This is a genomic window from Blastocatellia bacterium (genome assembly GCA_035275065.1).
GTDB lineage: Bacteria > Acidobacteriota > Blastocatellia > UBA7656 > UBA7656 > DATENM01.
Map to the genome: position 1 here is coordinate 129,037 of DATENM010000097.1, position 22,527 is coordinate 151,563.

18 protein-coding genes are annotated in these 22,527 nt (G+C 61.0%); 11 read left to right on the plus strand and 7 right to left on the minus strand.

Going from position 1 to position 22,527, the window contains the following annotated elements; translation table 11 throughout:
• Positions 1 to 174: 174 nt before the first annotated feature.
• The gene (locus VJ464_22075) at positions 175 to 1,203 is read left to right on the plus strand and encodes a tetratricopeptide repeat protein (protein HKQ07831.1); all 1,029 of its coding nucleotides are present in this window, start codon (positions 175 to 177) and stop codon (positions 1,201 to 1,203) included.
• 91 nt (positions 1,204 to 1,294) lie between these two features.
• Here the strand turns inward: VJ464_22075 and VJ464_22080 are convergent, their stop codons facing one another.
• Positions 1,295 to 4,582 carry a TonB-dependent receptor gene (locus VJ464_22080; GenBank protein ID HKQ07832.1) on the minus strand — a complete coding sequence of 1,096 codons (3,288 nt, stop codon included), beginning with the start codon at positions 4,580 to 4,582 and terminating at the stop codon, positions 1,295 to 1,297.
• A 480-nt stretch (positions 4,583 to 5,062) separates the two neighbouring features.
• Positions 5,063 to 5,488 carry a nuclear transport factor 2 family protein gene (locus VJ464_22085; protein ID HKQ07833.1) on the minus strand — a complete coding sequence of 142 codons (426 nt, stop codon included), beginning with the start codon at positions 5,486 to 5,488 and terminating at the stop codon, positions 5,063 to 5,065.
• A gap of 132 nt (positions 5,489 to 5,620) precedes the next feature.
• On the opposite strand from VJ464_22085, the gene trmFO reads away from it, so the two are divergent.
• From trmFO to VJ464_22105, 4 genes are all read left to right on the plus strand, one after another.
• Positions 5,621 to 6,973, plus strand: a complete 1,353-nt coding sequence (trmFO, locus tag VJ464_22090; GenBank protein HKQ07834.1) for a methylenetetrahydrofolate--tRNA-(uracil(54)-C(5))-methyltransferase (FADH(2)-oxidizing) TrmFO — start codon at positions 5,621 to 5,623, stop codon at positions 6,971 to 6,973.
• A gap of 83 nt (positions 6,974 to 7,056) precedes the next feature.
• A complete protein-coding gene (locus tag VJ464_22095; protein HKQ07835.1) occupies positions 7,057 to 8,202 on the plus strand; it encodes a VWA domain-containing protein in 1,146 nt (381 codons plus the stop codon).
• A gap of 107 nt (positions 8,203 to 8,309) precedes the next feature.
• Positions 8,310 to 9,674 (plus strand): dipeptidase, encoded by a 1,365-nt coding sequence (locus tag VJ464_22100; GenBank protein ID HKQ07836.1) that lies wholly within the window; start codon positions 8,310 to 8,312, stop codon positions 9,672 to 9,674.
• Between the two features lie 20 nt (positions 9,675 to 9,694).
• Positions 9,695 to 10,843, plus strand: coding sequence for a glycoside hydrolase family 172 protein (locus tag VJ464_22105; protein ID HKQ07837.1), 1,149 nt, complete (start codon positions 9,695 to 9,697; stop codon positions 10,841 to 10,843).
• A 7-nt stretch (positions 10,844 to 10,850) separates the two neighbouring features.
• Here VJ464_22105 and VJ464_22110 read toward each other — a convergent pair whose 3' ends face one another.
• Both VJ464_22110 and hemF read right to left on the minus strand, forming a co-directional pair.
• Positions 10,851 to 11,558 (minus strand): alpha/beta hydrolase, encoded by a 708-nt coding sequence (locus VJ464_22110; protein ID HKQ07838.1) that lies wholly within the window; start codon positions 11,556 to 11,558, stop codon positions 10,851 to 10,853.
• An 87-nt stretch (positions 11,559 to 11,645) separates the two neighbouring features.
• The gene (gene hemF, locus VJ464_22115) at positions 11,646 to 12,599 is read right to left on the minus strand and encodes an oxygen-dependent coproporphyrinogen oxidase (protein HKQ07839.1); all 954 of its coding nucleotides are present in this window, start codon (positions 12,597 to 12,599) and stop codon (positions 11,646 to 11,648) included.
• Between the two features lie 503 nt (positions 12,600 to 13,102).
• Here hemF and VJ464_22120 point away from each other — a divergent pair.
• Positions 13,103 to 13,927 carry an isoprenylcysteine carboxylmethyltransferase family protein gene (locus VJ464_22120; GenBank protein HKQ07840.1) on the plus strand — a complete coding sequence of 275 codons (825 nt, stop codon included), beginning with the start codon at positions 13,103 to 13,105 and terminating at the stop codon, positions 13,925 to 13,927.
• Between the two features lie 109 nt (positions 13,928 to 14,036).
• Here the strand turns inward: VJ464_22120 and VJ464_22125 are convergent, their stop codons facing one another.
• Positions 14,037 to 14,486, minus strand: coding sequence for a hypothetical protein (locus VJ464_22125; protein ID HKQ07841.1), 450 nt, complete (start codon positions 14,484 to 14,486; stop codon positions 14,037 to 14,039).
• A 304-nt stretch (positions 14,487 to 14,790) separates the two neighbouring features.
• On the opposite strand from VJ464_22125, the gene VJ464_22130 reads away from it, so the two are divergent.
• From VJ464_22130 to VJ464_22150, 5 genes are all read left to right on the plus strand, one after another.
• Positions 14,791 to 17,877: a two-component regulator propeller domain-containing protein gene (locus tag VJ464_22130; protein ID HKQ07842.1), complete on the plus strand. Its 3,087-nt coding sequence runs from the start codon at positions 14,791 to 14,793 to the stop codon at positions 17,875 to 17,877.
• Between the two features lie 134 nt (positions 17,878 to 18,011).
• Positions 18,012 to 18,674, plus strand: a complete 663-nt coding sequence (locus tag VJ464_22135) for a response regulator transcription factor (protein ID HKQ07843.1) — start codon at positions 18,012 to 18,014, stop codon at positions 18,672 to 18,674.
• 176 nt (positions 18,675 to 18,850) lie between these two features.
• Complete coding sequence (locus VJ464_22140) at positions 18,851 to 19,501, plus strand: hypothetical protein (protein ID HKQ07844.1); 651 nt, start codon at positions 18,851 to 18,853, stop codon at positions 19,499 to 19,501.
• Between the two features lie 151 nt (positions 19,502 to 19,652).
• Positions 19,653 to 20,303 carry a hypothetical protein gene (locus VJ464_22145; GenBank protein HKQ07845.1) on the plus strand — a complete coding sequence of 217 codons (651 nt, stop codon included), beginning with the start codon at positions 19,653 to 19,655 and terminating at the stop codon, positions 20,301 to 20,303.
• Positions 20,300 to 21,190: a hypothetical protein gene (locus VJ464_22150; GenBank protein HKQ07846.1), complete on the plus strand. Its 891-nt coding sequence runs from the start codon at positions 20,300 to 20,302 to the stop codon at positions 21,188 to 21,190. Before VJ464_22145 ends, VJ464_22150 begins: the two co-directional genes overlap by 4 nt.
• Positions 21,191 to 21,211: 21 nt before the next feature.
• Here VJ464_22150 and msrA read toward each other — a convergent pair whose 3' ends face one another.
• The gene (msrA, locus tag VJ464_22155) at positions 21,212 to 21,760 is read right to left on the minus strand and encodes a peptide-methionine (S)-S-oxide reductase MsrA (protein ID HKQ07847.1); all 549 of its coding nucleotides are present in this window, start codon (positions 21,758 to 21,760) and stop codon (positions 21,212 to 21,214) included.
• Between the two features lie 12 nt (positions 21,761 to 21,772).
• Positions 21,773 to 22,366: a glutathione peroxidase gene (locus VJ464_22160; GenBank protein HKQ07848.1), complete on the minus strand. Its 594-nt coding sequence runs from the start codon at positions 22,364 to 22,366 to the stop codon at positions 21,773 to 21,775.
• Positions 22,367 to 22,527: the final 161 nt, after the last annotated feature.

Here is a 22,527-nt window from a genome sequence, read left to right on the forward strand (position 1 = left end):
TCTCGACAAGCGCCACCCCCTTGCGTGTATAATCTGAGCCACCGAAATCAAACGCTTGCGGGAGAGGGGTGCGGTGATCAGCAACGATCCGAACCGCGATGACAAGGAATGTCCTCGGGCCATTTCTTTTGCGGCCCAACCGCTGTCGCAGGCCGTAACCAAGGAGCAGATATAATGAATAAACAGGTCCGTTTCGTCGTCGGCATCATCATCGCGCTCGGCGCGCAGCTGCTGGTCAGTTCCGCCGCCGCGCAGGGCCGCAACACGATCTACGGGACAATCTTTGGCGAAGAGCATCGGGCGGTGCCTGACGTCTACGTCGAGTTGTTAGACGAGGTTGATTCCGTCATGCGGCAGGCGAGGACCGACCCCGCAGGGCGCTTCTCGTTCTCCGGTCTTGTGGACGGGCGCTACCGCATCCGCGTGCGACCCTACGGCACAGACTACAAGGAGCAAATGCAGGAAGTCGTGCTGGCCAGCGTCTCATCGAGAGCCGGCAGCGGCTCTGACACGCAGCACGTAGACATCCTCTTAAAGGTCAACGAGCGCGTATACAGCGGGCCTTTTGCGATGGCCCCAACTACGGTCTTCGCGCAGAGCGTGCCCGAAGGGGCAAGGCGGCAGTACGAGGAAGGCATCCGTAGCCTGCGTGATAAGAAGGAAAAAGAGGGCCTGGAAAGCTTGAAGAAAGCCATTGAGATTTTTCCTGAATACTACCTGGCGCTCGACCGGCTGGGTGCCGAATACGCCATGCGCGGCACGAGCAACCCGGCTTACTTCCAGGCCGGGCTCGTGCTGCTGACGAAAGCTGTCGAGATTAACGCGAATGGTTTCTCCAGCCTGTTCGGGCTCGGCTGGACGCAGTACCAGCTCGGCATGAACGCCGAAGCCATCGAGAACCTGCGGCGCGCGACAGCCCTTTACACCAAGTCCGCAGACGTTTACCTGTGGCTGGGCAGGGCGCTGCGGCGCGGCAAGGACTATGATCAAGCCGAAGTCGCCTTGAAGCGCGCCAGCGAGCTGAGCGGCGGCAAAGTCGGCGAGGTGCATCGCCAGTTGGCCGGCCTCTACATGGATCAGAAACGCTATCGCGAAGCCGCCGACGAGCTGGAGATGGTCTTGAAGAATGAGGCTAAGGCGGCGGACGCCGAGAAGATTAAAGAGCTGATCAAGACGTTAAGAGAAAAGGCCGGCACGAAATAGCTTCGGCGGCCGAAGCGACGGCGAAAAAAAGGCCCACACGGAGCAATCCGTGTGGGCCTTTTCAGTTGCGACTCTTCGCAGAGCCGATTGACTAGAAGATCAAGCGGAAACCGAACCGCACGCTGCGCGGGTCCTGGAAGCCGTTGGCCTTGTCAAAGGTGCTCTGGCGACGATCCGGGCGGGTCGGCGCGTTGATGAAATTCAGCGCGAAATCGCGAATGCCGCCGTTGAAGATCTGCTGAATCGTGGTGAATTCATTGGTGCAAGCTGTGCAGCCGACAGCGCGCAAGCTCGCATCCGTGATGTTGCTCGGGCTGATCGTCGTCTGATAGGTCAACACCCTGTCTTCGTTGAACAGGTTGAGGATGTCAACTTCAGCAACCAGCATCATGCGCTCGCTGCTGCCCAGACGCATCTTGTGACGGATGGCGAAGTCGGTCTGGGTGAACATCTCTGTGCGGCCCAGATCGCCAAAGCCATTCACAACCGTCGGGTTGAGGTTGAAGAGGGTGATGACGCTGGTCACCGGGGTGCCCGACGCCGCCGTCGTGAAGGTCGAGAATTCGGTCGTGCTCTTGCCACCGAAGCGCGCCTCGTAGGCTCCGTAGAACTTGAAGACGTGCGGACGGTCGGTCGGCAGCGGCCCTTCGATTGACTGACCGTTCAGGTTGAACGGCTGGAACGGCAGGTCGAACAGGCGGCTGACGTTCGGGCTGACGCGACCAAATTCAAGCGAGCTCGCCAGACCGGAGTAGTTGCCCCACAGCCGGCTATAGGTGTAGTTCGCGTTGAAGAAGTAGTGATCGGCGAAGCGCTTGTCGAGCTGGACTTCGAAGGCGTTGTAACGGCGAGTCGCCTTCGGGGTCGGCAGGCCGGTCTGGCTGCCCAGTTGGGCGACCAGGCCCATGCCGGGGTTGCCAATGATGTAGGCTTCGCTGCCCAGCGCCGTCGGCAGGCCGACGTCTTCGATGGCGCGATCCAACACCTTGCGGGTAAAGCGGGCGCGCACCAGGAAGGTGCGGGTCAGCTCGTGCTCACCGCCGATAGTGAACTCGTGCTGGCGCGCCGCCTTGAGGTTCGGATCAACCGCGCCGGTCGTGAAGGCGTCGCCACCAATCAGGTTCGACGGGATGCGGAAGTCAAACTGGCAGCGTGAAAGCGCGCCCGGAGCGGTGCGAACCGCCGGGTTGTCGCTCTCGCAGCCAGCGCCGCCCACCGGATCGGTGAAGCTGCCGATGATCTGCGACACGGTGTACGAGTTGTAGTTGACACCCGAGAAGAGGTCGAAGTAATCGCGACGGTAGAAGTCGCCGCCGAACGAGCCGCGCGGCAACTCATACTTGAAGCGATCATAGAACCAGCCGTAGCTGGCAAACAGCTTCGTCTTGCCATTGCCGAAGACGTCGAACGCGCCACCAATGCGCGGTGCCGGTTTCGAGCCCCAGCCGAACTTGATGCCCGGATTGCCTTCGCTGAAGGTCGGGACATCTTCACGTTCGATACGAACGCCCAGGTTGAGCGACAGACGCGAAGTCGGCTGCCAGCTATCCTGGATGTAAACGCCCTGGTTAGCGCTGCTCGCGGCACCGATGGTGCCGAAGCGCTGCAACACGCCGACGCCAATCGCTCCCGGAGCCGGCGCCTGGCCGGTCTGGTTGGCGATGGTCTGGGTGCCGTAGATGAGCGTCAATTGGCCAGTGTCGGCATAGCCCTGGCTGGTCGTGTTCGACAGGCCATTGTACTGGTAACCGCCCTTGAACTGGTGGCGACCGAGCAGGTTGCTCACCAGGTAGCTAGCGTCAGCATCAACCGTCTTGCGGGTCGACACGTCGTAGTCAATCTGGAAGTTGGACGCGAAGTTCTGCTGTCCGGGAACGCAGCCGGCCAGGGCAGCGGCAGAGGCGCTGCTGGCCGAGCTGCACAGGACGCGCAACTGGCGCGGCAGACCGTAGGCGCCGAGCTTCTCGTTCAGGAAGGTGCGGCCACCGCGCAGGCTGACGACCAGCTTGCTGGTCGGCGTCCAGACGGCAGAGCCGGTGACGTTGTTCGAGTTCTGACGACCGCCCTGCTGATCCAGGAATTCCGGCCCACGCAGCGTCGTGCTGCCGAAAGTCGCCTGTTGCGGCGTCGCCGTGGTTTCGCCGAAGCCCGGCAGCGCGCCTTCGTCATGAATCGGCGCCCAGATGAAACGACCGGTCAGGTGGATCTTATCCATCGGCTGGGCGTCGAGGCGCGCGTCGGTGTAATCGCGGATGCGCTTGAGGTTGTAGGTCAGGCTCTCAGAGACCACGCGCGAGCGCGGGTCCGACGAGATGTAGTCGAGCGTGCGATGATAGTTCTCGATCTGCGGCGAATAGCTGGCAAAGAACCACAGGTGGTCTTTGATGATTGGGCCGCCCAGGCTCGCCTGCGGGAAGTACAGCGTGCCTTTGTCTTTGCGCGGCTGGATGTATTCCGGAAGATCGATGAAGGTCGAGGGCGTGGCCGTCGCGCTGCCTGTGCGGAAGTTGCGCAGGAAGGGGGTCGGCTTCGACTGCAAGCCGCTCGGCGCGAACGACGAGCCGAATTCACCGTGGAAGTCGTTGGTGCCGCCCTTGGTGACGACGTTGATGACGCCGCCGGTCGCGCCGCCGTATTCGGCTTCGAAACCAGAGCTCTTCACCTGCGTCTCCTGGACGATGCTGAACGGCAGGTTGTCGTTGGCGCGCAATACGCCAGTGCGGAAGTGCGTGACTTCCTGGCCGTCAACGATGAAGGTGTTCTCCGAGCCCGACGCGCCATCAACCTGGTAGCCGCCGTTGATCGCCTCGGGGCGAGTCGAAGGCGCCACCTTCAACAGGCTGGCGAAGTTGGTGCCCTTGGGCAGCAGCTCGGCGACCTGCGCGGTGATGTTGGTCTGAATCTTGTTGTCGGTCGGGTCAATCGTCACTTCGCTGGCCGACACTTCGACGGTCGTGGTCGAGCCGGCGACGGCCAAAGTAATGTTGACCGGCGACGTCTTGCCGAGCACCACCTGGATGTCGTCGGCGGTCGCGCCGCCGAAGCCGCCGCCCGCGGCGACCGAAACCGTGTAGACGCCCGGCGGCACATCGTTGACACGATAGAAGCCGTTGGAGTCTGCGGTAACGGTGCGGTTAAAAGCCTGCGAGGCGTCAGGACGAGCGCCGCCCGTGGTGGCTTTATTGACGATGGTCACCTTCGCGCCCGGGACGACTGCCCCGTTCGGGTCTTTGACCTCGCCTTCAATCTTACCGGTGGTCTCTTGCATGGCCAGCGCGGAAAATGCCGAGCCGGGGCCAAACAACAAGGCCAACAGCATCAGGACGCTCGCAATGCTGCGAACACGGCCTTTGCTGATTTTAAATGACTTTGGGGTCATATGCTTCCTCCTAAGTAATCAGAATGATCATCTGTTTTTCGCTTCGGATACGGTCCAGACGAAGCGAGGAATGGGCGCGCCGCTATGGCCGGCACCCCTCAGGCATCACTCAATGGATGGTTTGTGAGCGATAACAGCCCCCGTGTGAGGCGAGGCTGCGTGGTGGAAATTGGTGCTAATGTCGCAGTTGAAAGCGGCTGTTTGCCGATTGGCGCCGCCCAGAGATGATAAGTGCCGACTCTTATAAACATTATTCCGCCTGAGAAACTCCCCATTTACTAATTCTTTATTGACTGCTTAAGTCTGAAAATTGTACGGTAAAGGTGGATTTCTGCAAACACCATACCGTCATCACCCATTCCGCGCATCCGGCGCTAAATCTCACCCTTGCCACAATTAAATTTCGAGGCGAAAAGCCTGGCGGGACGCCGGAGGGCTTGCGAATATGAAATTCTGGATTTTCTTCCGAAAATTTGAACGCTACTGGATGACATCGGAGGCGGTATCAGGGACGATCATGGGGATCGGCGAGGCGTGGTGATGCACCATCAGCCAGCGCTCCTGGCGGCGCACAAAGAGGTTGGTCGCCGCCGCCTGCGCCGAATCGAAGCTCGATTCATTGAATACCGTGATGTTCTCCAGACAGCTCACCCAGGCGACGTCGCCCATCACCTGCACCCAGACATCCGATGGCGAGGCGCGCATGCTCTGGCCGCCCTCGAAGATCATCTCCCAGCTCTCGCGCACGCGCGGCCAGCCGACGATCATCTCCCAGCCCGGATGCACGCAACGCACCCAGTCCTCGTGCGCCCAGACCTCTTCCATGCGTTCAAGGACGCCGGATTCCAGGGCGCGATAAAATGCCGCGTTGGCTTGCTCGACCAGCATTTTGTCGTCGCTGCTCATCTGCCGCGCAAGACTATCGCAAAAACCTCGCCGCTGACAAGCGGCCCGTGAAACGCGCAAGTTTGATAGCCGGTGGGCGCCAGTGTAGAATCGAAGGCAGGCATTAAGCATAAGGACGAAAATCTAAAGGCAATGAGTGAGCAATCCATTACGGTGATCGGCGGCGGCCTTGCCGGCAGCGAAGCCGCATGGCAGGCGGCCTCGCGCGGCCTGCGCGTCCGGCTTTACGAAATGCGCCCGGTGCGGCCCACGCCGGCGCATCGCACCGGCAACCTCGGCGAAATCGTCTGCTCCAACTCACTGAAGTCGGACGAGCCGGGCACCGCGCCTTTCATGCTCAAAGAAGAGTTGCGGCGCGGCGGCTCGCTGCTCTTGCGCATCGCGCACGAAACGTCGGTGCCGGCGGGCGCGGCGCTCGCCGTTGACCGCGAACGTTTTAGCGAAGCCGTCACCCGCGCGCTCAGCCAGCACCCGAACATCGAGCTTGTCCGTGAAGAAGCGCAAGCGATCCCGTCCGATGGCGTCGTGGTCATCGCCACCGGGCCGCTCACCTCGCCGGCGCTTTCCGAAGCGTTGGCCCGCTTGACCGGCTCGACGCATCTCTACTTTTATGACGCCATCGCGCCGGTCGTTGACGCCGAGACGATCAACACCGAGGTCGCTTTCCGCGCGGCGCGTTACGACAAAGGCGGCGCTGATTATCTGAACTGCCCGATGAGTGAAGAAGATTACAGTCGCTTCTACGAGGCGCTGATCGCGGCGGAGTCTGTGCCGCTGCATGAGTTCGAGCAGACCATGTACTTCGAGGGCTGTCTGCCGATTGAAGAGATTGCCCGGCGCGGGCGCGACACCCTGCGCTTTGGGCCGATGAAGCCTGTCGGCCTGCGCGACCCGCGCACAGGCCAGATGCCTTATGCCGCTGTGCAGTTGCGGCAGGAAAATCTGTTGGCCGATAGCTACAACCTCGTCGGCTTTCAAAACCATCTCAAGTTCGGCGATCAGAAGCGCGTCTTGAGATTGATTCCGGGGCTGGAGCAAGCCGAATTCATTCGCTTTGGCCAGATTCACCGCAATACTTTCATCTGCGCCCCGGCAGTGCTGGGCGAGACACTGCAAATGCGCGCCGAGCCGCGCGTTCTGTTTGCGGGGCAGATATCGGGTGTCGAAGGCTACATCGAAGCGATGGCGACGGGCTTTATGGCCGGCGTTCATGCTGCCCGCATCGCTCGCGGCGAGCAACCGGAAGCGCCGCCGCGCCATACGGCAATGGGCAGCCTGGTCAACTATATCGCCAATGCCGAGACAAAAAATTTTCAGCCCATGAACATCACCTTCGCGCTGCTGCCGCCGTTAGAGCCGGAGCTGCGAAGGCGGACGAAACGCAAAGTTGATCGGCATCGTTTACAGGTAGAGATTGGCTTGAAAGATTTTGATGACTGGCGCGCACGTTATCTGGCCGCCGTCACGCAATACGCACAAGGATGAGCATGGAAAGGCAAAAGGCAAAAGGCAAAAGGCAAAAGGCAAAAGGTGATGCGTCGGCAACGTCGCTGATCTCATCAGCAACTATGCCCGATCTCGTTTTGCCGACGACGATCAATCATCGCGTGATTCAATGGCTGCTGCGCATCGCCAACCGGCGGCACACCAGGAGACGCCCGATAGCGCAGCTCTGGCTCGCGGCATTTTTGCCTTTTGCCTTTTGCCTTTTGCCTTTCGCCTTCGCAAGCAGTGCGCAGTCCGGGCGGCAGCCGCAGTCGCCGCCGCAGCAAACCCATCAGCCCCCGCCGCCGCCGCCGAAGCCAAAAGCCGCCGTAGCCCCCGATAGCCGCCCGCGCCGCGCCACTGATGAGCCGCAGCAAGACGAAACGCCATTGAAGCTGAGCGCCAGTTTGGTGACCGTCATTACATCGGTGACCGATGCGGCGGGCAATCAGGTGAACAACCTGTCGCAAAGTGATTTTCAGATTTTCGAGGATAATCAGCCGCAGGAGATCGCCGGCATTTATCGCGAAGGCCAGTTGCCGCTGCGGCTCATTTTCCTGTTCGACACTTCAAGCTCGATCCGCCATCGCTTCGATTTCGAGCAGCGCGCCGCCGCGCAGTTCTTCCGCCAGGTGCTAAGGCCCGGCGACCAGGCGGCGATTATGAGCGTCTCGACCGACCCGCGGCTTGAGCTGTCGTTCACTTCAGACATTGATCGGCTAGTGGCGACGCTCGCCGGCCTGAAGGCCGAAGGCGCGACGGCGCTTTACAACGCGCTCATCGAGGCGGCGCATTACATACGCCCCGCCGAAGGCCGTCACGTGCTCGTCGTCTTGTCAGACGGCACTGACACGGCTTCGGCCTCGACGCTGGCACAGGCACTGACCGAAGTGCAGAAAGCCGACGCCATCGTCTATGGCGTCCATTCAACGGGCATCGCGCCTTCGGCGAATGTGCAAGACCTGGCCGGCGAGTTTGCCCTGAAGGCGATGTGCGAAGACACCGGTGGCAAGGCTTTCTTCCCGCCCATCTATGAAGAGCAGAAGAAAGAAGTCCGCGACCTCGACGAGATTTACCGCCGCGTCGCCGCCGAAGTGCGCGCCCAGTACGTGCTGACTTACTACTCGAACAGCGCGGCGCGCCCGAACACATTCCGCACGGTTCGCGTCGAAGCGCGGCGGCCCGGCCTGTTAGTGCGCGCCCGCCGCGGCTACTACACATCAAAATGAATTTTGGATTTTGGATTTTAGATTGGGGAACGATCCGGCATTGCTTGCTGCTCTAATCCGGCAATCTAAAATCTAAAATCCAAAATCCAAAATCGATGAGGGGGTTTATGCTTGCACCTTTCGCCTCGAAGGCTACGGCCCTGCTTTGCTTTGTCGCGCTGCTGGCGGCGCCTGTCGCGTCGCATAGCGGCAATCACCCACTAGAATCTAAATCACAAAAAGCCGCGGCGGCCTCGCAGGCCGTCAAACCCGATGACGCCGCGTTGCGGGCGCGCGCCGCCAAACTGCATCGCGACGCCATCGTCATCGATACGCATAACGACATCACCTCGCCGATGGTGGACGAGAATTTCGACCTCGGCATGAATGGGATCAATGCCGACGGCACGATGAAGACCCACACAGACATTCGCCGCATGAAAGAAGGCGGCCTTGACGCCGAGTTCTTCGCCATCTATGTCGGCAAAGAGTTCGTGGGCAAAAAAGCGGCTGAAGGCGGCGGCCCGGCGCGCCGCGCTCTGGACATGATCGCCGACGTGCGCGAACAGGTGCGCCGCCACCCCGAAACGTTCGAGATGGCCTCGACCGCCGCCGACATCCGCCGCCTCGCTCGGCAAGGAAAGATCGCCGCGCTGATGGGCATCGAAGGCGGCCACGCCATCGAAGACAGCTTGCGCACGCTGCGCTCGTTTTATACGCTCGGCATCCGCTACATGACGTTGACGCATACCAACACGAATGATTGGGCCGACTCTTCAGGCGACATCAATGATGCGACCGTCCATCATCATAACGGCCTGACGGCGTTCGGGCGCGAGGTCGTCCGTGAAATGAACCGCATCGGCATGATGGTGGACATCTCGCACGTCGCCGACAAGACGTTTTATGATGCGATTGAAACATCGCGCGCGCCGATCATCGCTTCGCATTCGTCGGCGCGGGCGCTCGCCAATCACCCGCGCAACATGGATGACGATATGCTGCGCGCCATCGGCAAGAATGGCGGCGTCGTGATGGTCAACTTTTATGATGGTTTCCTCGACCCGCGCAAAATCGAGTTCAACAAGACGGCCAATGCCAAGGCCGAAGAATTCCGCAAGCAGTATCTCGACGATCCGAAGCGCGCCGAAGAAGAGTTTAAGAAATGGTCAGCGGCCAACGCGCCGGCGCGCACGCCGCTCTCCGTGTTGATCGATCACGTTGACCACATCGCCAAAGTCGCCGGCATCGATCACGTCGGCATCGGCTCGGACTTCGATGGCATTCCGCTTACGGGCGCGCCCGCCGGCATGGAAGACATCTCGAAACTGCCGAACCTCACCATCGAGTTGATGAAGCGCGGCTATTCCGACGCCGACATCAAGAAAGTGCTGGGCGAGAATTTCCTGCGCGTCATGGCCGCCGTCGAACGCGTCGCCGCCGAGATGCAGGCCAAAGAGCCGAATGCCGTGACGCCGAAGTTTCAGCCATAACCAACCGTGGGAGGCAACGGATGAAAGCCAGGCTCGTTCTCTTACTCTGTCTCTTCTGCTGCTCGACTCGCAACACCCTGGCCCAGGTCAGTCCGTACGATGGGCTGGACAACAACCTCAACAACCTCTACCGCGTGTCGGATGCCAAGACGCGCTCGATCAGTCCCGAAAACCTGACCGGCGAAAAGGGCAAAGGCGGCATGGCTGTGACCGGCAACGCCGCCGACGCGGCGCGCGATCTCGGCCAGGGATGGAAGATCAATCCGTTCGTCATCATCGAAGCCGGCAAGACATTCACGCTCGGCGAAATTGATGGCCAGGGCGCGATCCAGCATATCTGGATGACGCCGACCGGCAACTGGCGCTTCTCGATCCTGCGCATATACTGGGACGGCGAAACCGAGCCCTCGGTCGAAGTGCCGGTGGGCGATTTCTTCGCCATGGGCTGGGGCCGCTATGCGCCCATCAACTCGCTGCCGGTCTGCGTCAATCCCGGCAGCGCGTTCAATTCTTACTGGCCCATGCCGTTTCGCAAGCGCGCCAAGGTCACCATCGAGAACCTCGATGCGAAGGCGGTGCGTTTCTACTATCAGATCGATTACACCTTGACGCGAGTGCCGGCGGACGCCGCTTACTTCCACGCGCAATTCCGCCGCACAAACCCGCTGCCTTACAAGCAGGTCTATACCATCGTTGACGGCATCAAAGGCAAAGGGCAATACGTCGGCACCTACATGGCATGGGGCGTGCGCAACAACGGCTGGTGGGGCGAAGGCGAGATCAAATTCTATCTGGACGGCGACCAGGAATTCCCGACGATCAACGGCACCGGCACGGAAGATTACTTCTGCGGCTCATACAATTTCGAGAATCAAGAGAAGCACCAGTACCAGGAGTTCACGACCGCCTATTCGGGTTTGATTCAAGTGCTGAAGCCGGACGGCCTCTACCAGACGCAGCAGCGCTTTGGGCTTTATCGCTGGCACGTCGCCGACCCTGTGCGCTTTGACAGCGATCTCAGAGTGACGATTCAGGCGCTCGGCTGGCGCAGCGGCGGGCGCTACCTGCCGCTGATGGATGACATCGCCTCGGTCGCTTACTGGTATCAGATGGAGCCGCACACGCGCTTCCCGCGGCTGCCAGCTAAAGACCTGTTGGAAGTGAACTGAGCGGCGGCTAGCAGTTCTTCCCACGATCAAGGTAGCGACTGAACCAGGCGCCGGCGAGTTGCGCGGCCTGGTCGAGCGCGCCCGCTTCTTCGAACTGATGCGAAGCGCCGCCGATGACCGTCAACTCTTTCTGGCAGCGCAATCCTTCGTAAGCCCTGGTATTAACCGTGCGCGCTTCTTCGTCATCGCTGCCGACGATCAGCAAAGTTGGCGCTTTGACATAAGGCAGGTAAGGGCCGGCCAGGTCTGTGCGGCCAGAGCGACAGACAACCGCGCAAGGGCCGGGCTCGCCAGTGATCGGAATGCCATCTTGAATGCCGGCGCGCGCGGCTGCGACCAGCACCGCTGCGGCGCCCGTGTCCGCGCCGAAATACCCGACGCGCAAATTCGCTAGCCCGGAGTTCTCTTCAATCCAATCGGTCGCCAGCAACACGCGCTCGGCCAGCAAGTCTGTGTCGAAGTGTTTCTGCGGGTCTTCGGCCTCATCAATCATCAGCAAGTCCATCAGCAACGTGCCGAAGCCGCGCTCGTGCAGCGACCGCGCCAGATAAAGATTGCGCGGGCTGAGCCGCCCACTGGTGCTGCCGTGGGCAAACAGAATGACGCCTCTGGCGGTTTCCGGCAGCACGAGAATGGCTTCGAGCTTTGCCGTGCCCGCGGGAATTTCAATCAGCTTTTCGTTATCGTGCTTTTCCAATGATGTACCGTTTTGCATCAGCGCTCCTCTTCCCCGTCAGTCAGTGCAAGCCTGATGCCGAAATGAAAGGCGACGCGGCGACGCGTCCCTCTCCGTGTCGCCGCGTCACTCTTCCTCCAGCCAATCGCGGGCGCGGAAATAATCCCAGGCGTCGGCTTCGCGGCTGCCCGGCTCGGGCTGATAATCGTAGACCCAGCGCACCAGCGGCGGCAACGACATCAGGATCGATTCGGCGCGGCCGCGCGTTTCCAGCCCGAAATGCGTGCCGCGATCATACACTAGATTGAATTCGACATAGCGCCCGCGGCGGATCAGTTGAAACTCGCGCTCGCGTTCAGTGTAAGATTCATTACGTCGGCGCTCGGCGATGGGCACGTACGCCGGCAGGAAGGCGCGACCGACTCCCTGCACGAAATTGAAGATGAATTCGATGTCGTGACGCTCGCGCGGGGCGGGGTCCTCCGGGCCGAGCAGCGGCCCTTCGCCCGCGCCGGTCAGGTAATCGAAGAAGAGGCCGCCGACGCCGCGCGCCTCGTTGCGGTGCTTGATAAAAAAATATTCGTCGCACCACTTTTTGAACTTGGGATAAAAGGCCGGGTCGGCAGCGTCGCAGGCTTGCTTCAAAGTGCGGTGAAAATGTACCGCGTCTTCGCGGTAAGGGTAGTAGGGCGTCAAATCGGCGCCGCCGCCAAACCAGCCACCCGTGCCTCTTTGAAGGTAGCGGAAGTTGGCGTGAACCGTCGGCACCATCGGGCTGAGCGGGTGCAGGACGAGCGACACGCCGGCGGCATAAAACTGCGTGCCTTCGCCGACGGGCATGCGCTCGGCATAGGCATTTTCGAAGTGGCCATGAACGGCAGAGAAATTGACGCCGGCTTTTTCAAACAGCGCGCCGCCTTCCATGACGCGAGTGCGACCGCCGCCGCCGCCTTCGCGCTGCCACTGGTCTTCGCGGAAATGGCCCGCGCCGTCCAGTTGTTCGAGTGCCGCGCAGAGATCATCCTGCAAGGCGACGAAAAAATCGCTCGCCCGCTCCCGCATTGGCCTGCCGTCGCTCATCGCCGCGCTCCTTTCGCCTGTCGTCAGCAAACCTATCACAAAGGCGGCGCGGCGAAAAAGCGGCGCGGCTCATTCAGGCATTCGGCTTGCGCCATTGCCCCAGGGGCATTCAGTTCTCGACATTCAAAAGGTGAATTAAACACAGAGACACAGAGGCACGGAGGGAACACAGAGGAGACTCCGGGTTTTCTCCGTGTCTCCATACCTCTGTGTCTCTGTGTTTTTCTTTCATCCCTGTTTCGCAGAACTGAATGGCCCTGGCCATTGCCCCTACATCAGGGCGCACGCACTCAAGCGACTTTGTTACAGCCCTGACCGTGCGAAGCTGAGGTTTGACACGGTCAGGATAAGCGATATAATGCGCCCGCGATTGATTCATCCGGTTTCTGAATTCCTTGGCTTCTTAAATGTGCGGTTTGGGGAAGACAGCGGTGCGCTTCGCTTTGCCTCCTCCGACCAGCTTGCTCAACCACTCTCATCTTAGATTCAGGAGGCGGATTATGTTGAAACGCGTCGTCGGGTTCACCTATGGGGTGCTGTGCTACCTGGTATTCTTCGGCACCTTTCTCTGCGCCATCGCCTTCGTCGGCGGCGGCAATCTCTACGCGCCGGAGCAGAAGCTGGTCGCGCCGTGGGCCATAGACCTGCCTTCGCGACCGCTGGGCGATTCGCTGGCGATGCGGCTGATCATTGACGCCGTGCTGCTGAGCCTGTTCGCTGTGCAGCACAGCGTTATGGCGCGCCAGTGGTTCAAGCAGCGCTGGACGAAGATGGTTGCGCCGCTGCTTGAGCGCAGCACCTACGTCTTAATTGCCAGCCTGATTTTGCTGTTGATGTTCTGGCAGTGGCGGCCCATCGGCACTTCGCCGGAGCGCGTCGCCTGGGACGTGCAGAATCACGCGGCGCGGCTGGTGCTTGAAGGCTTATTCTGGCTCGGCTGGCTGATCGTGCTGACCTCGACCTTCCTGATCAACCACTTCGACCTGTTCGGCTTGCAGCAGGCTTACTGCTATTTGAAAGGCACCGAGTTGTCGCCGCCAACCTTCAGGACGCCGGCGTTTTATCGCGGCGTGCGCCACCCCATCTACCTCGGCTTCATCATCGCCTTCTGGAGCACGCCGCGCATGTCGCTGGGGCACCTGTTTTTCGCCGTGATGACGACCGCCTACATGATCGTCGCCATTCAATTTGAAGAGCGCGACTTGCTGCGGGCACATGGCGAGCGCTATGCGAATTACCGCAAGCAGGTCTCGATGCTGACGCCCGTGCGTTTCTTGAAAGCAGAGCCCGAAGCCGAAGAAGTCAAGCAGAAGGGCGCGCACTCTTGAAGGCAAAAGTAAAAAGTAAAAAGGCAAAAGTGCGGCAGGGGATTCAATAAATAGCTTGAGGCTATCTATTGATCCGGCTCCGCACTTTTGCCTTTTACCTTTTACCTTTTTACTTTTGCCGGTGTGCCGGAAAAATGTCTGCCGGCACGCCGGGGAATTTCTTTTGCAGGTTCTTGATGTAGCGCGGCGTCGGGTCCATCGGGCCGAGCGGGTCATTCGGGTCTTCTTCGACGCCCGAAAGATCAGCGACCACCCACGCGCCCTTTTCATAGTGAAGCAAGTTCGGGCCGCCTTCGCCCACGGGCTTCCCCTTGTTGTCGAGCGGCGTCACGTCGGCCCACGCCCAGCCTTGATGCACCTTCAGATGATTCACCTCAAAGATGACGCGCTGGCCGCTGCCTTTGAGGTACTCGTCGCGCAACGCGTCCATGATGGCCTTGCGCTCGGCGCTGCCTTTCGTAGGCGTGTGCAGAGCATTTTGATCCTGCGCCGTGACGCGATAGCCATTCAGCCACAGGCCCACGCACAGGATAAGCAGAAGCAGGAATCGCGTTCTCATAGCCCTCCGATGATTGAGTATGGATGTAGCGCAAGCGGTTAGCTTGCGCCAGGCAATGCGCAAGCTAACCGCCTTGCGCTACATGGCAAACGCAATCGAAACTCGCGTAGAACCATACGTCAAAGCCGGCCCGCCTGTCACGATGCTTTCCTACCCATTCATGTGGTGACAGCGCGCCGCCACCGCGGTATGGTCACGGTGGCGGCGGCGGGCCGACCTGTCATTGCCGCTCGCCGCCGCGCCGGTTAAAATCATCTGGCTTCTCGGGGTAGTCTCGTAACCATTCGACGATCTAAGAAAGCCGATGACCTTGCGCCGTACTTTTGCTGCCCGATTGCGACGCGCGGCGCGCGCCCTGCTCGTCGTGTGCGCAGGGCCACTGCTCTGGTGCGCCGTGGCGCAAGCCGAGCGGCTGCCGCTGCGCGTCTTCACAACTTCGGACGGCCTGGCGCGCGATCACATCATGCGCATCGTGCCGGATTCGCGCGGCTACATCTGGTTCAGCACCACCGAAGGCTTATCGCGCTTCGACGGTTATCGCTTCATCAACTATGGCCGCGAGCAGGGCCTGCCGGTGCGCGTCGTCAACGATTTTCTCGAAGCCCGCGATGGCACCTACTGGCTGGCGACTTCCGAAGGTCTCTTCCGCTTCAACCCCGACCCCGTCCCGCCGTCGCAGCGCTTTGTCCACTATCAGGTGGACGAGCGGGCGGATGCCAATGTCATCGCCGCGATTTGCGAAGACCATCAGGGAACGATCTGGTGCGGCACTCGCGGGGGACTTTATCGGCTCGACCGCGCGGACGGTAAAGAGGTCTTCTCGTTCGTTAACCTGATCCGCCCGGCCAACAGCGCCGATAGCCTGCTGGTGAAAGCCATCATCGAAGACCGCCAGGGCGGGTTATGGGTCAGCGCCTACTCCGGGCTCTACCGCCTGCGGTCGGATGGCAACACCGAAGTCTACGCCGAGCGCGAAGGCTTGCCGACACGGCTGATTCGTGAGGCGCTGCTGGAAGACCGCCAGGGGCAAATCTGGGTCGGCTTCGGCCCGGCGCTTTATCAACTGGTCGCCGACCCGCATCCCGGCCAGTCGGCCGTCGCGCGCATCTACACGACGAAAGATGGGTTGAGCAGCGCCGGGGCCGACGTGTTGCTTCAGAGCGCCGATGGCCGCCTGTGGGCGGGCGGCAATCGGGGGCTGAGCGTCAGTCCTCTGGCGGCTCAATCCGACCCGCCGTTTCGCGCCTACACCACGGCGAATGGTTTGAGCGACCAGGCGATCACCGCCCTTGCCGAAGACCGTGACGGCAACCTCTGGCTCGGCACCGAAAGCGGCGGCGCAATGAAGCTGGCCGGCGACGGCTTGACCAGTTATGGCGAGGCCGACGGCCTGAAGCTCATCCGCATCGCCTCGCTGATTGAAACCGACGACGGGCGGTTCTGCGCCCTGAGCAGTGGCGGCATTCTTCACGTTTTCGATGGCCGGCGCTTCACGCCCATCGAGATTCCGCTGCCCGCCGGCTGGGACTACTGGGGATGGGGCTGGTCGCAAACGACCTTTCAAGATCACCTCGGCGAGTGGTGGGTGGCAACCGGCAACGGCTTGCTGCGCTATGCCAGGATGCCGCCCGAACGGTTGCCGCGCGCCCGCCCGAAAGCGGTCTACACCACAGAGCAGGGCTTGCCGACGAATGAAATCTTTCGCCTCTACGAAGACTCGCGCGGCGACATCTGGATCAGCACGCTGGGGCGCGACGAGGCGGTGCTGACGCGCTGGGAGCGCGCCACCGAAACCTTTCATCCGTACTCGCCCGCCGACGGCGTCTTCGATCATGCGCCGACCGCTTTTGCCGAAGACACGGCGGGCAATGTCTGGATAGGCTTTTACATGGGCGGCTTGCTGCGCTACCGCGCGGGGCGCTTCACGCGATTCACCGCCGCCGATGGCTTGCCCGGCGGGCTGGTGCGGACGATTTATCTCGATCACGCGGGCCGCCTGTGGGTCACCACCAGCGAAGGCGGCGTGGCGCGCCTGGACGATCCCGGTGCCGAGCATCCGAGTTTTGTCGTCTACAATACAGAGCAAGGGCTGGCCAGCAACCAGGCGACCTGCGTTACCGAAGACCGCTGGGGCCGCATCTACATCAGCACGGGGCGCGGGCTGGACCGCCTCGACCCGGCCACCGGCCACATTCAGCACTACACGACCGCCGATGGGCTGGCCAGCAACTTCATCAATGTCGCCTACCGCTCCCGCGACGGCGAGCTGTGGTTCGGCACGTTGCTTGGCCTGTCGCGCTTCATGCCGCAAGCCGAGCGGCCCACGTCGCCGCCGACCATGTTGATCAGCAGCTTGCGCATCGGCGGCGTCGCTTACCCGGTATCGGAGCTGGGAGCCACCGATGTTCGCGGCCCGCAATTGCAGGCGAGCGCCGGCCAGATGCAGGTAGACTTTCTCGGCATCAGCCTGGCCCCCGGCGCCGGCCTGCGCTATCAATACAAGCTCGAAGGCGCCGACCGCGACTGGAGCGCGCTGACCGACGAGCGCACCGTCAATTACGCCAACCTGTCGCCCGGCGAGTACCGCTTTCTGGTGCGCGCCATCAGCGCCGGCGGATTGATGAGCCCGGCGCCCGCCGCGGTCACCTTCCGCGTTCTGCCGCCCCTCTGGCGGCGCTGGTGGTTCGTCACGCTGGCCGGCGTGGTGGTCGCCGTGATCATCTACTCAGTTGATCGTTACCGCATCGCGCGCTTGCTGGAGATGGAGCGCATGCGGACGCGCATCGCTACAGACTTGCACGACGACATCGGTTCGAGCCTGTCGCAAATCTCTGTCCTCAGCGAAGTGATCCGCCGGCAGGTCGGCAACCATGAAGTCGTCGCCGAGCCGTTGTCGCTAATCGCCACGCTGTCGCGCGACTTGATCGATGCGATGAATGACATCGTCTGGGCGATCAACCCGCGGCGCGACCGGCTGGCCGACCTGAGCCACCGCATGCGCCGTTTCGCCAGCGATGTCTTCACGGCGCGCGACATCGCCTTCACCTTCAACGCTCCCGACCATCAGCATGACACGCGGCTCGACACCGACGTGCGCCGCGAAGTCTTTCTGGTCTTCAAAGAAACGGTCAACAACATCGCGCGCCATGCGCGCTGCACCGAAGCGGCGATTGACTTTCGCATGGACGGTCACTGGCTGGAGCTGAGCGTCTGTGACAACGGCAGGGGGTTCGACCCCGAACATATCAATGACGGCAATGGCCTGACCAGCATGCGCCAGCGCGCCCGCAAGATCGGCGGCGCGCTGACGATCACTTCGATGATCGAGAATGGCGCGACCGTCAAGTTGAAAGCGCCGGTGCGCCGCCGCCGCTGGCTAAAACAGAACTAACGATTGCGGATTGCGGATTGCGGATTATCGAACTCATTCCTGAGTTTTATTAGTAAGAAGAAAATCCCGGTTCCAAAATCCGCAATCCGCAATCCGCAATCCGCAATCGTAATCTTATGATTGATGCAAACAGAATGAGCAATGAGTCGCAGCCGCAAAGCGTGTTGAAGGTCGCCATTGTCGAAGACGTGCGCTCGCTGCGCGAGAGCTTCGGTGTGCTGATTGACGGGACGCCGGGCTTTCAATGCACGGCGAGCTTTCGCTCGATGGAAGAGGCGCTCGACCGCATCAGCGTGAACCTCCCTGACGTGCTGCTCGCAGACATCGGCCTGCCCGGCATGAGCGGCATTGAAGGCATTCGCCTGCTCAAAGGGCGCTACCCACAACTGACCGTGCTGATGCTGACGGTTTATGACGACAACGACCGCATCTTTGACGCCCTGTGCGCCGGCGCGGTCGGCTACTTATTGAAGAAGACGCCGCCGGCCCGCCTGCTCGAAAGCATCCGCGAAGCCGCGCAAGGCGGCGCGCCGATGTCGCCCGAAGTGGCGCGCCGCGTCGTCGAGCTGTTCAAGCAGGTGCGCCCGCCTGAGCGCGCCGACTATCAACTGACGCCGCACGAGCTGCGCCTGTTGAAGCTGCTGGTCGAGGGTCATAATTACAAGACCGCCGCCGCCCAGCTCGGCGTCAGCTTCAACACTATCTGCTTTCACATCCGCCACATCTACGAAAAGCTGCAAGTCCACTCGAAGTCCGAAGCTGTCGCCAAGGCGTTGCGCCAGCAGCTCATCAAATGATCAGGGGAGAAGGCGCGAAGGGCTAAACCTTCGCGCCCCTCGCTTCGCGCCTACCGCTTCACGTCCCTACCAATTCATGTGGAGACGGCGGCAGCGGCTTACCGCACACTTAAAGCCGATAACAGGCCCTTGTCGGACTGGCTACCTCTATTCGCAAAATACCAAAGGAGAGTTGTATGCAGAAGATGAAGAATAAGTTGATGGTGGCGCTGGCCACCGGTGTATTGATCGGATCGTTTGTCCTCGGCAGTGTGTTCGCCGGCCACGCCGCCCCTGACCTGCCGCCGCAAAATGTTAATGTAGTCAACACCACATCGAACCCTGTGCCAACGCAGGCGGTCGGCACGACGGCGGTCTCTGGCAACGTTAGCGTCGTTAATCAGCCGACAGTTAAAATCGGCAATACGGTCGCGGCGCCGGTGGCCGTGCGCGACGTCGACAACCCGGCCCGCCACCCGTTTCAGTTCTATGCCACCTTCTCGAAGACCGGCGGCAACCTGATCGTTGATAACCAGATCGCGGTGCCATCGGGCAAGCGCCTGGTCATCGAGACGGTCACCCTGCAAGCCTTCGTGCCGGCGGGGCAGAAGCTGCTGGCGCAGCTCAATATGGTCGGCGGCGGCACGTTCGCCCAGCATAACATCGTGCTGACTCCGCAAGGGGGCTTCGACTTCGACCTGCTCGACTATTTCGCCGCCACCGAAACGGTGCGCCTGTACGCCGACTCGGGCAGCGCCGTGCCGCTCCACGTCACGCGCAGCAGCAGCGACGGGAATCTCTGGGGCGGCAGCTACACCGTCTCCGGCTATCTTATAGACGCGCAGTAACCGCGCCGGGCCTGCAAGCAAAACCGCGAGCCCGTCCCTCTGCGGGCGCGCGGTGCTTTCCCGAAGGCCACCGTGCCGGGCTCGCCAATGGCGCGTTGATAAGATATGGCGCACTGCTAAGATGATGAGCTGATATGATTGGGAAGCCATCATGAGCCTATTCCTGCTGCTTGCCATGCTTGTCTTAGCGCCGCCGTCTGCTCACCCGCAGCGCTGCGGCGATTCGCTGCTGATCTATCTCCGCGACCGCAACGGTCGAGTGATCGCGCCCGCCGATTTCGAGTCGGCGACGGTGTCGGCCACTTACACGGTGGACAACGTCGAGAACCTCGTGGATGCAGAGCCGGAGATCAAGGAGCTGCCGCCCAGAGTCAAAAGTTTTTCGGTGCGCGCCGTCTGCGGCATGAAATCGGCGCAATTCCGTTTGCGGTACAAAGGCGAAGAGATGGCGATCCGCGTGCTGAACGTGCCGGGCGATGCCGGGCACATCTTGCTTGAAGGAATCGGCTTCAGAAGCGGCGCGTTCGAAGTCAATCTCGGCGGCCGCCCGCTTCAGAACGCCGGACGATATGAAGGCGAAGGGAGCAAGGCCGCCGACCCGGCGAACGAAATCGCGTGGGTGATTAAAGACCATTCGCTGCGCCGAAGCGATACCCGCTTAGTGCCACCGAAGCGGCATAGGATTGAAATTAAAGACGACGAAAGCCGCTTCACGCACCGGCTATTCGTAAACGGCCAACGGGTGCTCGAATACGAAGGCCGGTCGCTGGATGTGTTCGACGTGTTGCAAGGAGGCGAATGACGAAGCGGCTGCGCACGCTCTACATCACGATGCTGGCGATCAGCTTTGCGGCCTCGCTCGCTCTGCACGGCGGCGCTACCGGCGCAACCCCGAGCAAGGAGCGCCCGTACCGCTGCACGAAAGCGGCACTCGCCGCGCTCAAGCCCGCGCCCAAATTAGACTACGAATGCGCGGACGATGAAGACGATAACCTGAAAAGCCCGGAGCGGCAGGCGGCGATGAAGGATTACCTGCGCGAGCTTGAAGAGACATTCAATGACGACGGCTGGTGGGCAACCTCTGTCAATGACTTGAACGCGTGTTCGATTGCCAAAGAAGTGCGCCCGCTGACTGGATCAGAGAACAATGAGTTTGCCTTCAGCATCTATTTGTATGGCGACCACACAACGCGGCTGCTCGCCGTCATCGACCCTTGCATCAAGTACAGCTACGGGACGCTCGACGTCTACGTCCTTGAGCGCGCCGCTGGCCGCGTCGTCGCGACGCAGGTCTTGGACGCCTTTTACACACGCTACGACGCTTCGCTTTTTCTGGAGGTCGCACAGCTCAACGGCGAGCGACTGATCCTGGTCGAACGATTCGCCCACGACGGCTTCGCTACGTCGCTTCAAGTGACAGCCGCCGCCTACACGATCAACCCGCGAACGCACGGGGCGGTGCCGAAGAAGATATTTAAAGAAGCGGGCAAGCTGACAAACGAGGTGGAGTGGGATGCGCCGCCTTTTTATGAGCTCGGGCGGCCGCTGCCGGACAAGGGGTGGCGGTCGCCCGAGCTTGTGCGCAAGGGCCGACTGGTGCCGCGCTTTTCTATCGATTACCCCACACGGCGCGGCTTGCGCCATCAGGCTTACGTCTGGAACGGCAAGTATTACAGCGTGGCGCGCTGAAAGGCCGCCGCGCCCGGGTGATTACTTCTTGAGCCGGTCGAGAAACTTCTTGCGGAACTTGGCGACCTTCGGGGCGACGACCGCCATGCAATAAGGCTGGTACGGGTTGCGCTCGAAGTAATCCCGGTGGTACTCCTCCGCCGCATAGAACTCTGTGAGCGGCACGATTTCCGTCACCACCGGATCGTGCCAGAGCTGCTCTGCGGTCAGTTCGGCAATCACCTGCTCGGCCGTCTCGCGTTGTGCGGGCGAGTGATAAAAAATCGCCGAGCGGTATTGCGACCCGACGTCTGCGCCTTGCCGGTTCAAGGTCGTCGGGTCGTGGATGGTGAAGAAGACTTCGAGAATTTCGCGAAAGCTCACGGCGCGCGGGTCGAAGGTCACCTGCACGACTTCAGCGTGGTCCGTGGTGCCGGTACAGACTTGTTGATAAGTCGGGTTGGCCACCTTACCGCCGCTGTAGCCGGAGACGACGCTTTCGACGCCGCGCAATTCTTTGAAGACCGCTTCCAGGCACCAGAAGCAGCCGCCGGCGAGCGTTGCGACTTCCTTTTCAGGCCGCACATCCATACGCATTCCCTTTTATTCGAGCGCGTGCTCGATGGCCTGCGCCACTTCGGGGCTTTCAGGCTTCACCGCCGGCTCGAAACGGCCAATGATCTTGCCATCGCGCCCGATCAGGAACTTGTTGAAGTTCCATTTCACGTCGCCGCCGAATTGCGGGTCGCTCTGTTTGTCGGTCAGGTATTTATAGAGCGGGTGGATGTCGTCGCCTTTGACTGAAATCTTGGCGAACATCGGGAAGGTGACGTTGTACTTGAGCGAGCAGAAGCTCTTGATCTCTTCGTTGCTGCCGGGCTCCTGACCGCCGAAGTTGTTCGCCGGGAAGCCGAGGATCACCAGCCCGCGGTCTTTGTACTTGAGATAGACCTTCTCTAAGCCGTCGTACTGCGGCGTGAAGCCGCAACGGCTGGCGACGTTGACCACAAGCACCACCTTGCCGCGATAATCGGCCAGGCTGGTCTCTTTGCCGTCAATGTTTTTGAGCGAGAAATCGTAAATCGAATTTGCCACAGTTGCAGTCTCCGTCTTATCGTTGGCGCGGCTCAAGGCAGCGACGGTTAACCCCGCCACCAGCATAACCGCGAGTCCGATCCCTACAAGCTTTGTCTTCATAACGCGTCCTCAAAGGTTGAAATTTCCACTCCTCCTATCATAGCCATCGCCGGCCCGTGGTCAATCCCATGAGTGACAAGTGACAAGCGGAAGGGAGTCAGGAGTCAGGAGTCAGAAGTCAGAATGGAAAAGGAAGGGGAGTCTAAAAGGGAGAATAGAAG

Excerpts from the sequence above, each read along its gene's own strand:
- VJ464_22110 (HKQ07838.1), bottom strand. The coding sequence starts at position 11,558 with ATGCAAAACGGTACATCATTGGAAAAGCACGATAACGAAAAGCTGATT.
- VJ464_22105 (HKQ07837.1), top strand. The coding sequence starts at position 9,695 with ATGAAAGCCAGGCTCGTTCTCTTACTCTGTCTCTTCTGCTGCTCGACT.
- trmFO (HKQ07834.1), top strand. The coding sequence starts at position 5,621 with ATGAGTGAGCAATCCATTACGGTGATCGGCGGCGGCCTTGCCGGCAGC.
- VJ464_22130 (HKQ07842.1), top strand. The coding sequence starts at position 14,791 with ATGACCTTGCGCCGTACTTTTGCTGCCCGATTGCGACGCGCGGCGCGC.
- VJ464_22125 (HKQ07841.1), bottom strand. The coding sequence starts at position 14,486 with ATGAGAACGCGATTCCTGCTTCTGCTTATCCTGTGCGTGGGCCTGTGG.
- VJ464_22080 (HKQ07832.1), bottom strand. The coding sequence starts at position 4,582 with ATGACCCCAAAGTCATTTAAAATCAGCAAAGGCCGTGTTCGCAGCATT.
- VJ464_22145 (HKQ07845.1), top strand. The coding sequence starts at position 19,653 with ATGAGCCTATTCCTGCTGCTTGCCATGCTTGTCTTAGCGCCGCCGTCT.
- VJ464_22095 (HKQ07835.1), top strand. The coding sequence starts at position 7,057 with ATGCCCGATCTCGTTTTGCCGACGACGATCAATCATCGCGTGATTCAA.
- VJ464_22075 (HKQ07831.1), top strand. The coding sequence starts at position 175 with ATGAATAAACAGGTCCGTTTCGTCGTCGGCATCATCATCGCGCTCGGC.
- VJ464_22150 (HKQ07846.1), top strand. The coding sequence starts at position 20,300 with ATGACGAAGCGGCTGCGCACGCTCTACATCACGATGCTGGCGATCAGC.
- VJ464_22085 (HKQ07833.1), bottom strand. The coding sequence starts at position 5,488 with ATGAGCAGCGACGACAAAATGCTGGTCGAGCAAGCCAACGCGGCATTT.
- hemF (HKQ07839.1), bottom strand. The coding sequence starts at position 12,599 with ATGAGCGACGGCAGGCCAATGCGGGAGCGGGCGAGCGATTTTTTCGTC.
- VJ464_22135 (HKQ07843.1), top strand. The coding sequence starts at position 18,012 with ATGAGCAATGAGTCGCAGCCGCAAAGCGTGTTGAAGGTCGCCATTGTC.
- VJ464_22160 (HKQ07848.1), bottom strand. The coding sequence starts at position 22,366 with ATGAAGACAAAGCTTGTAGGGATCGGACTCGCGGTTATGCTGGTGGCG.
- VJ464_22140 (HKQ07844.1), top strand. The coding sequence starts at position 18,851 with ATGCAGAAGATGAAGAATAAGTTGATGGTGGCGCTGGCCACCGGTGTA.
- msrA (HKQ07847.1), bottom strand. The coding sequence starts at position 21,760 with ATGGATGTGCGGCCTGAAAAGGAAGTCGCAACGCTCGCCGGCGGCTGC.
- VJ464_22100 (HKQ07836.1), top strand. The coding sequence starts at position 8,310 with ATGCTTGCACCTTTCGCCTCGAAGGCTACGGCCCTGCTTTGCTTTGTC.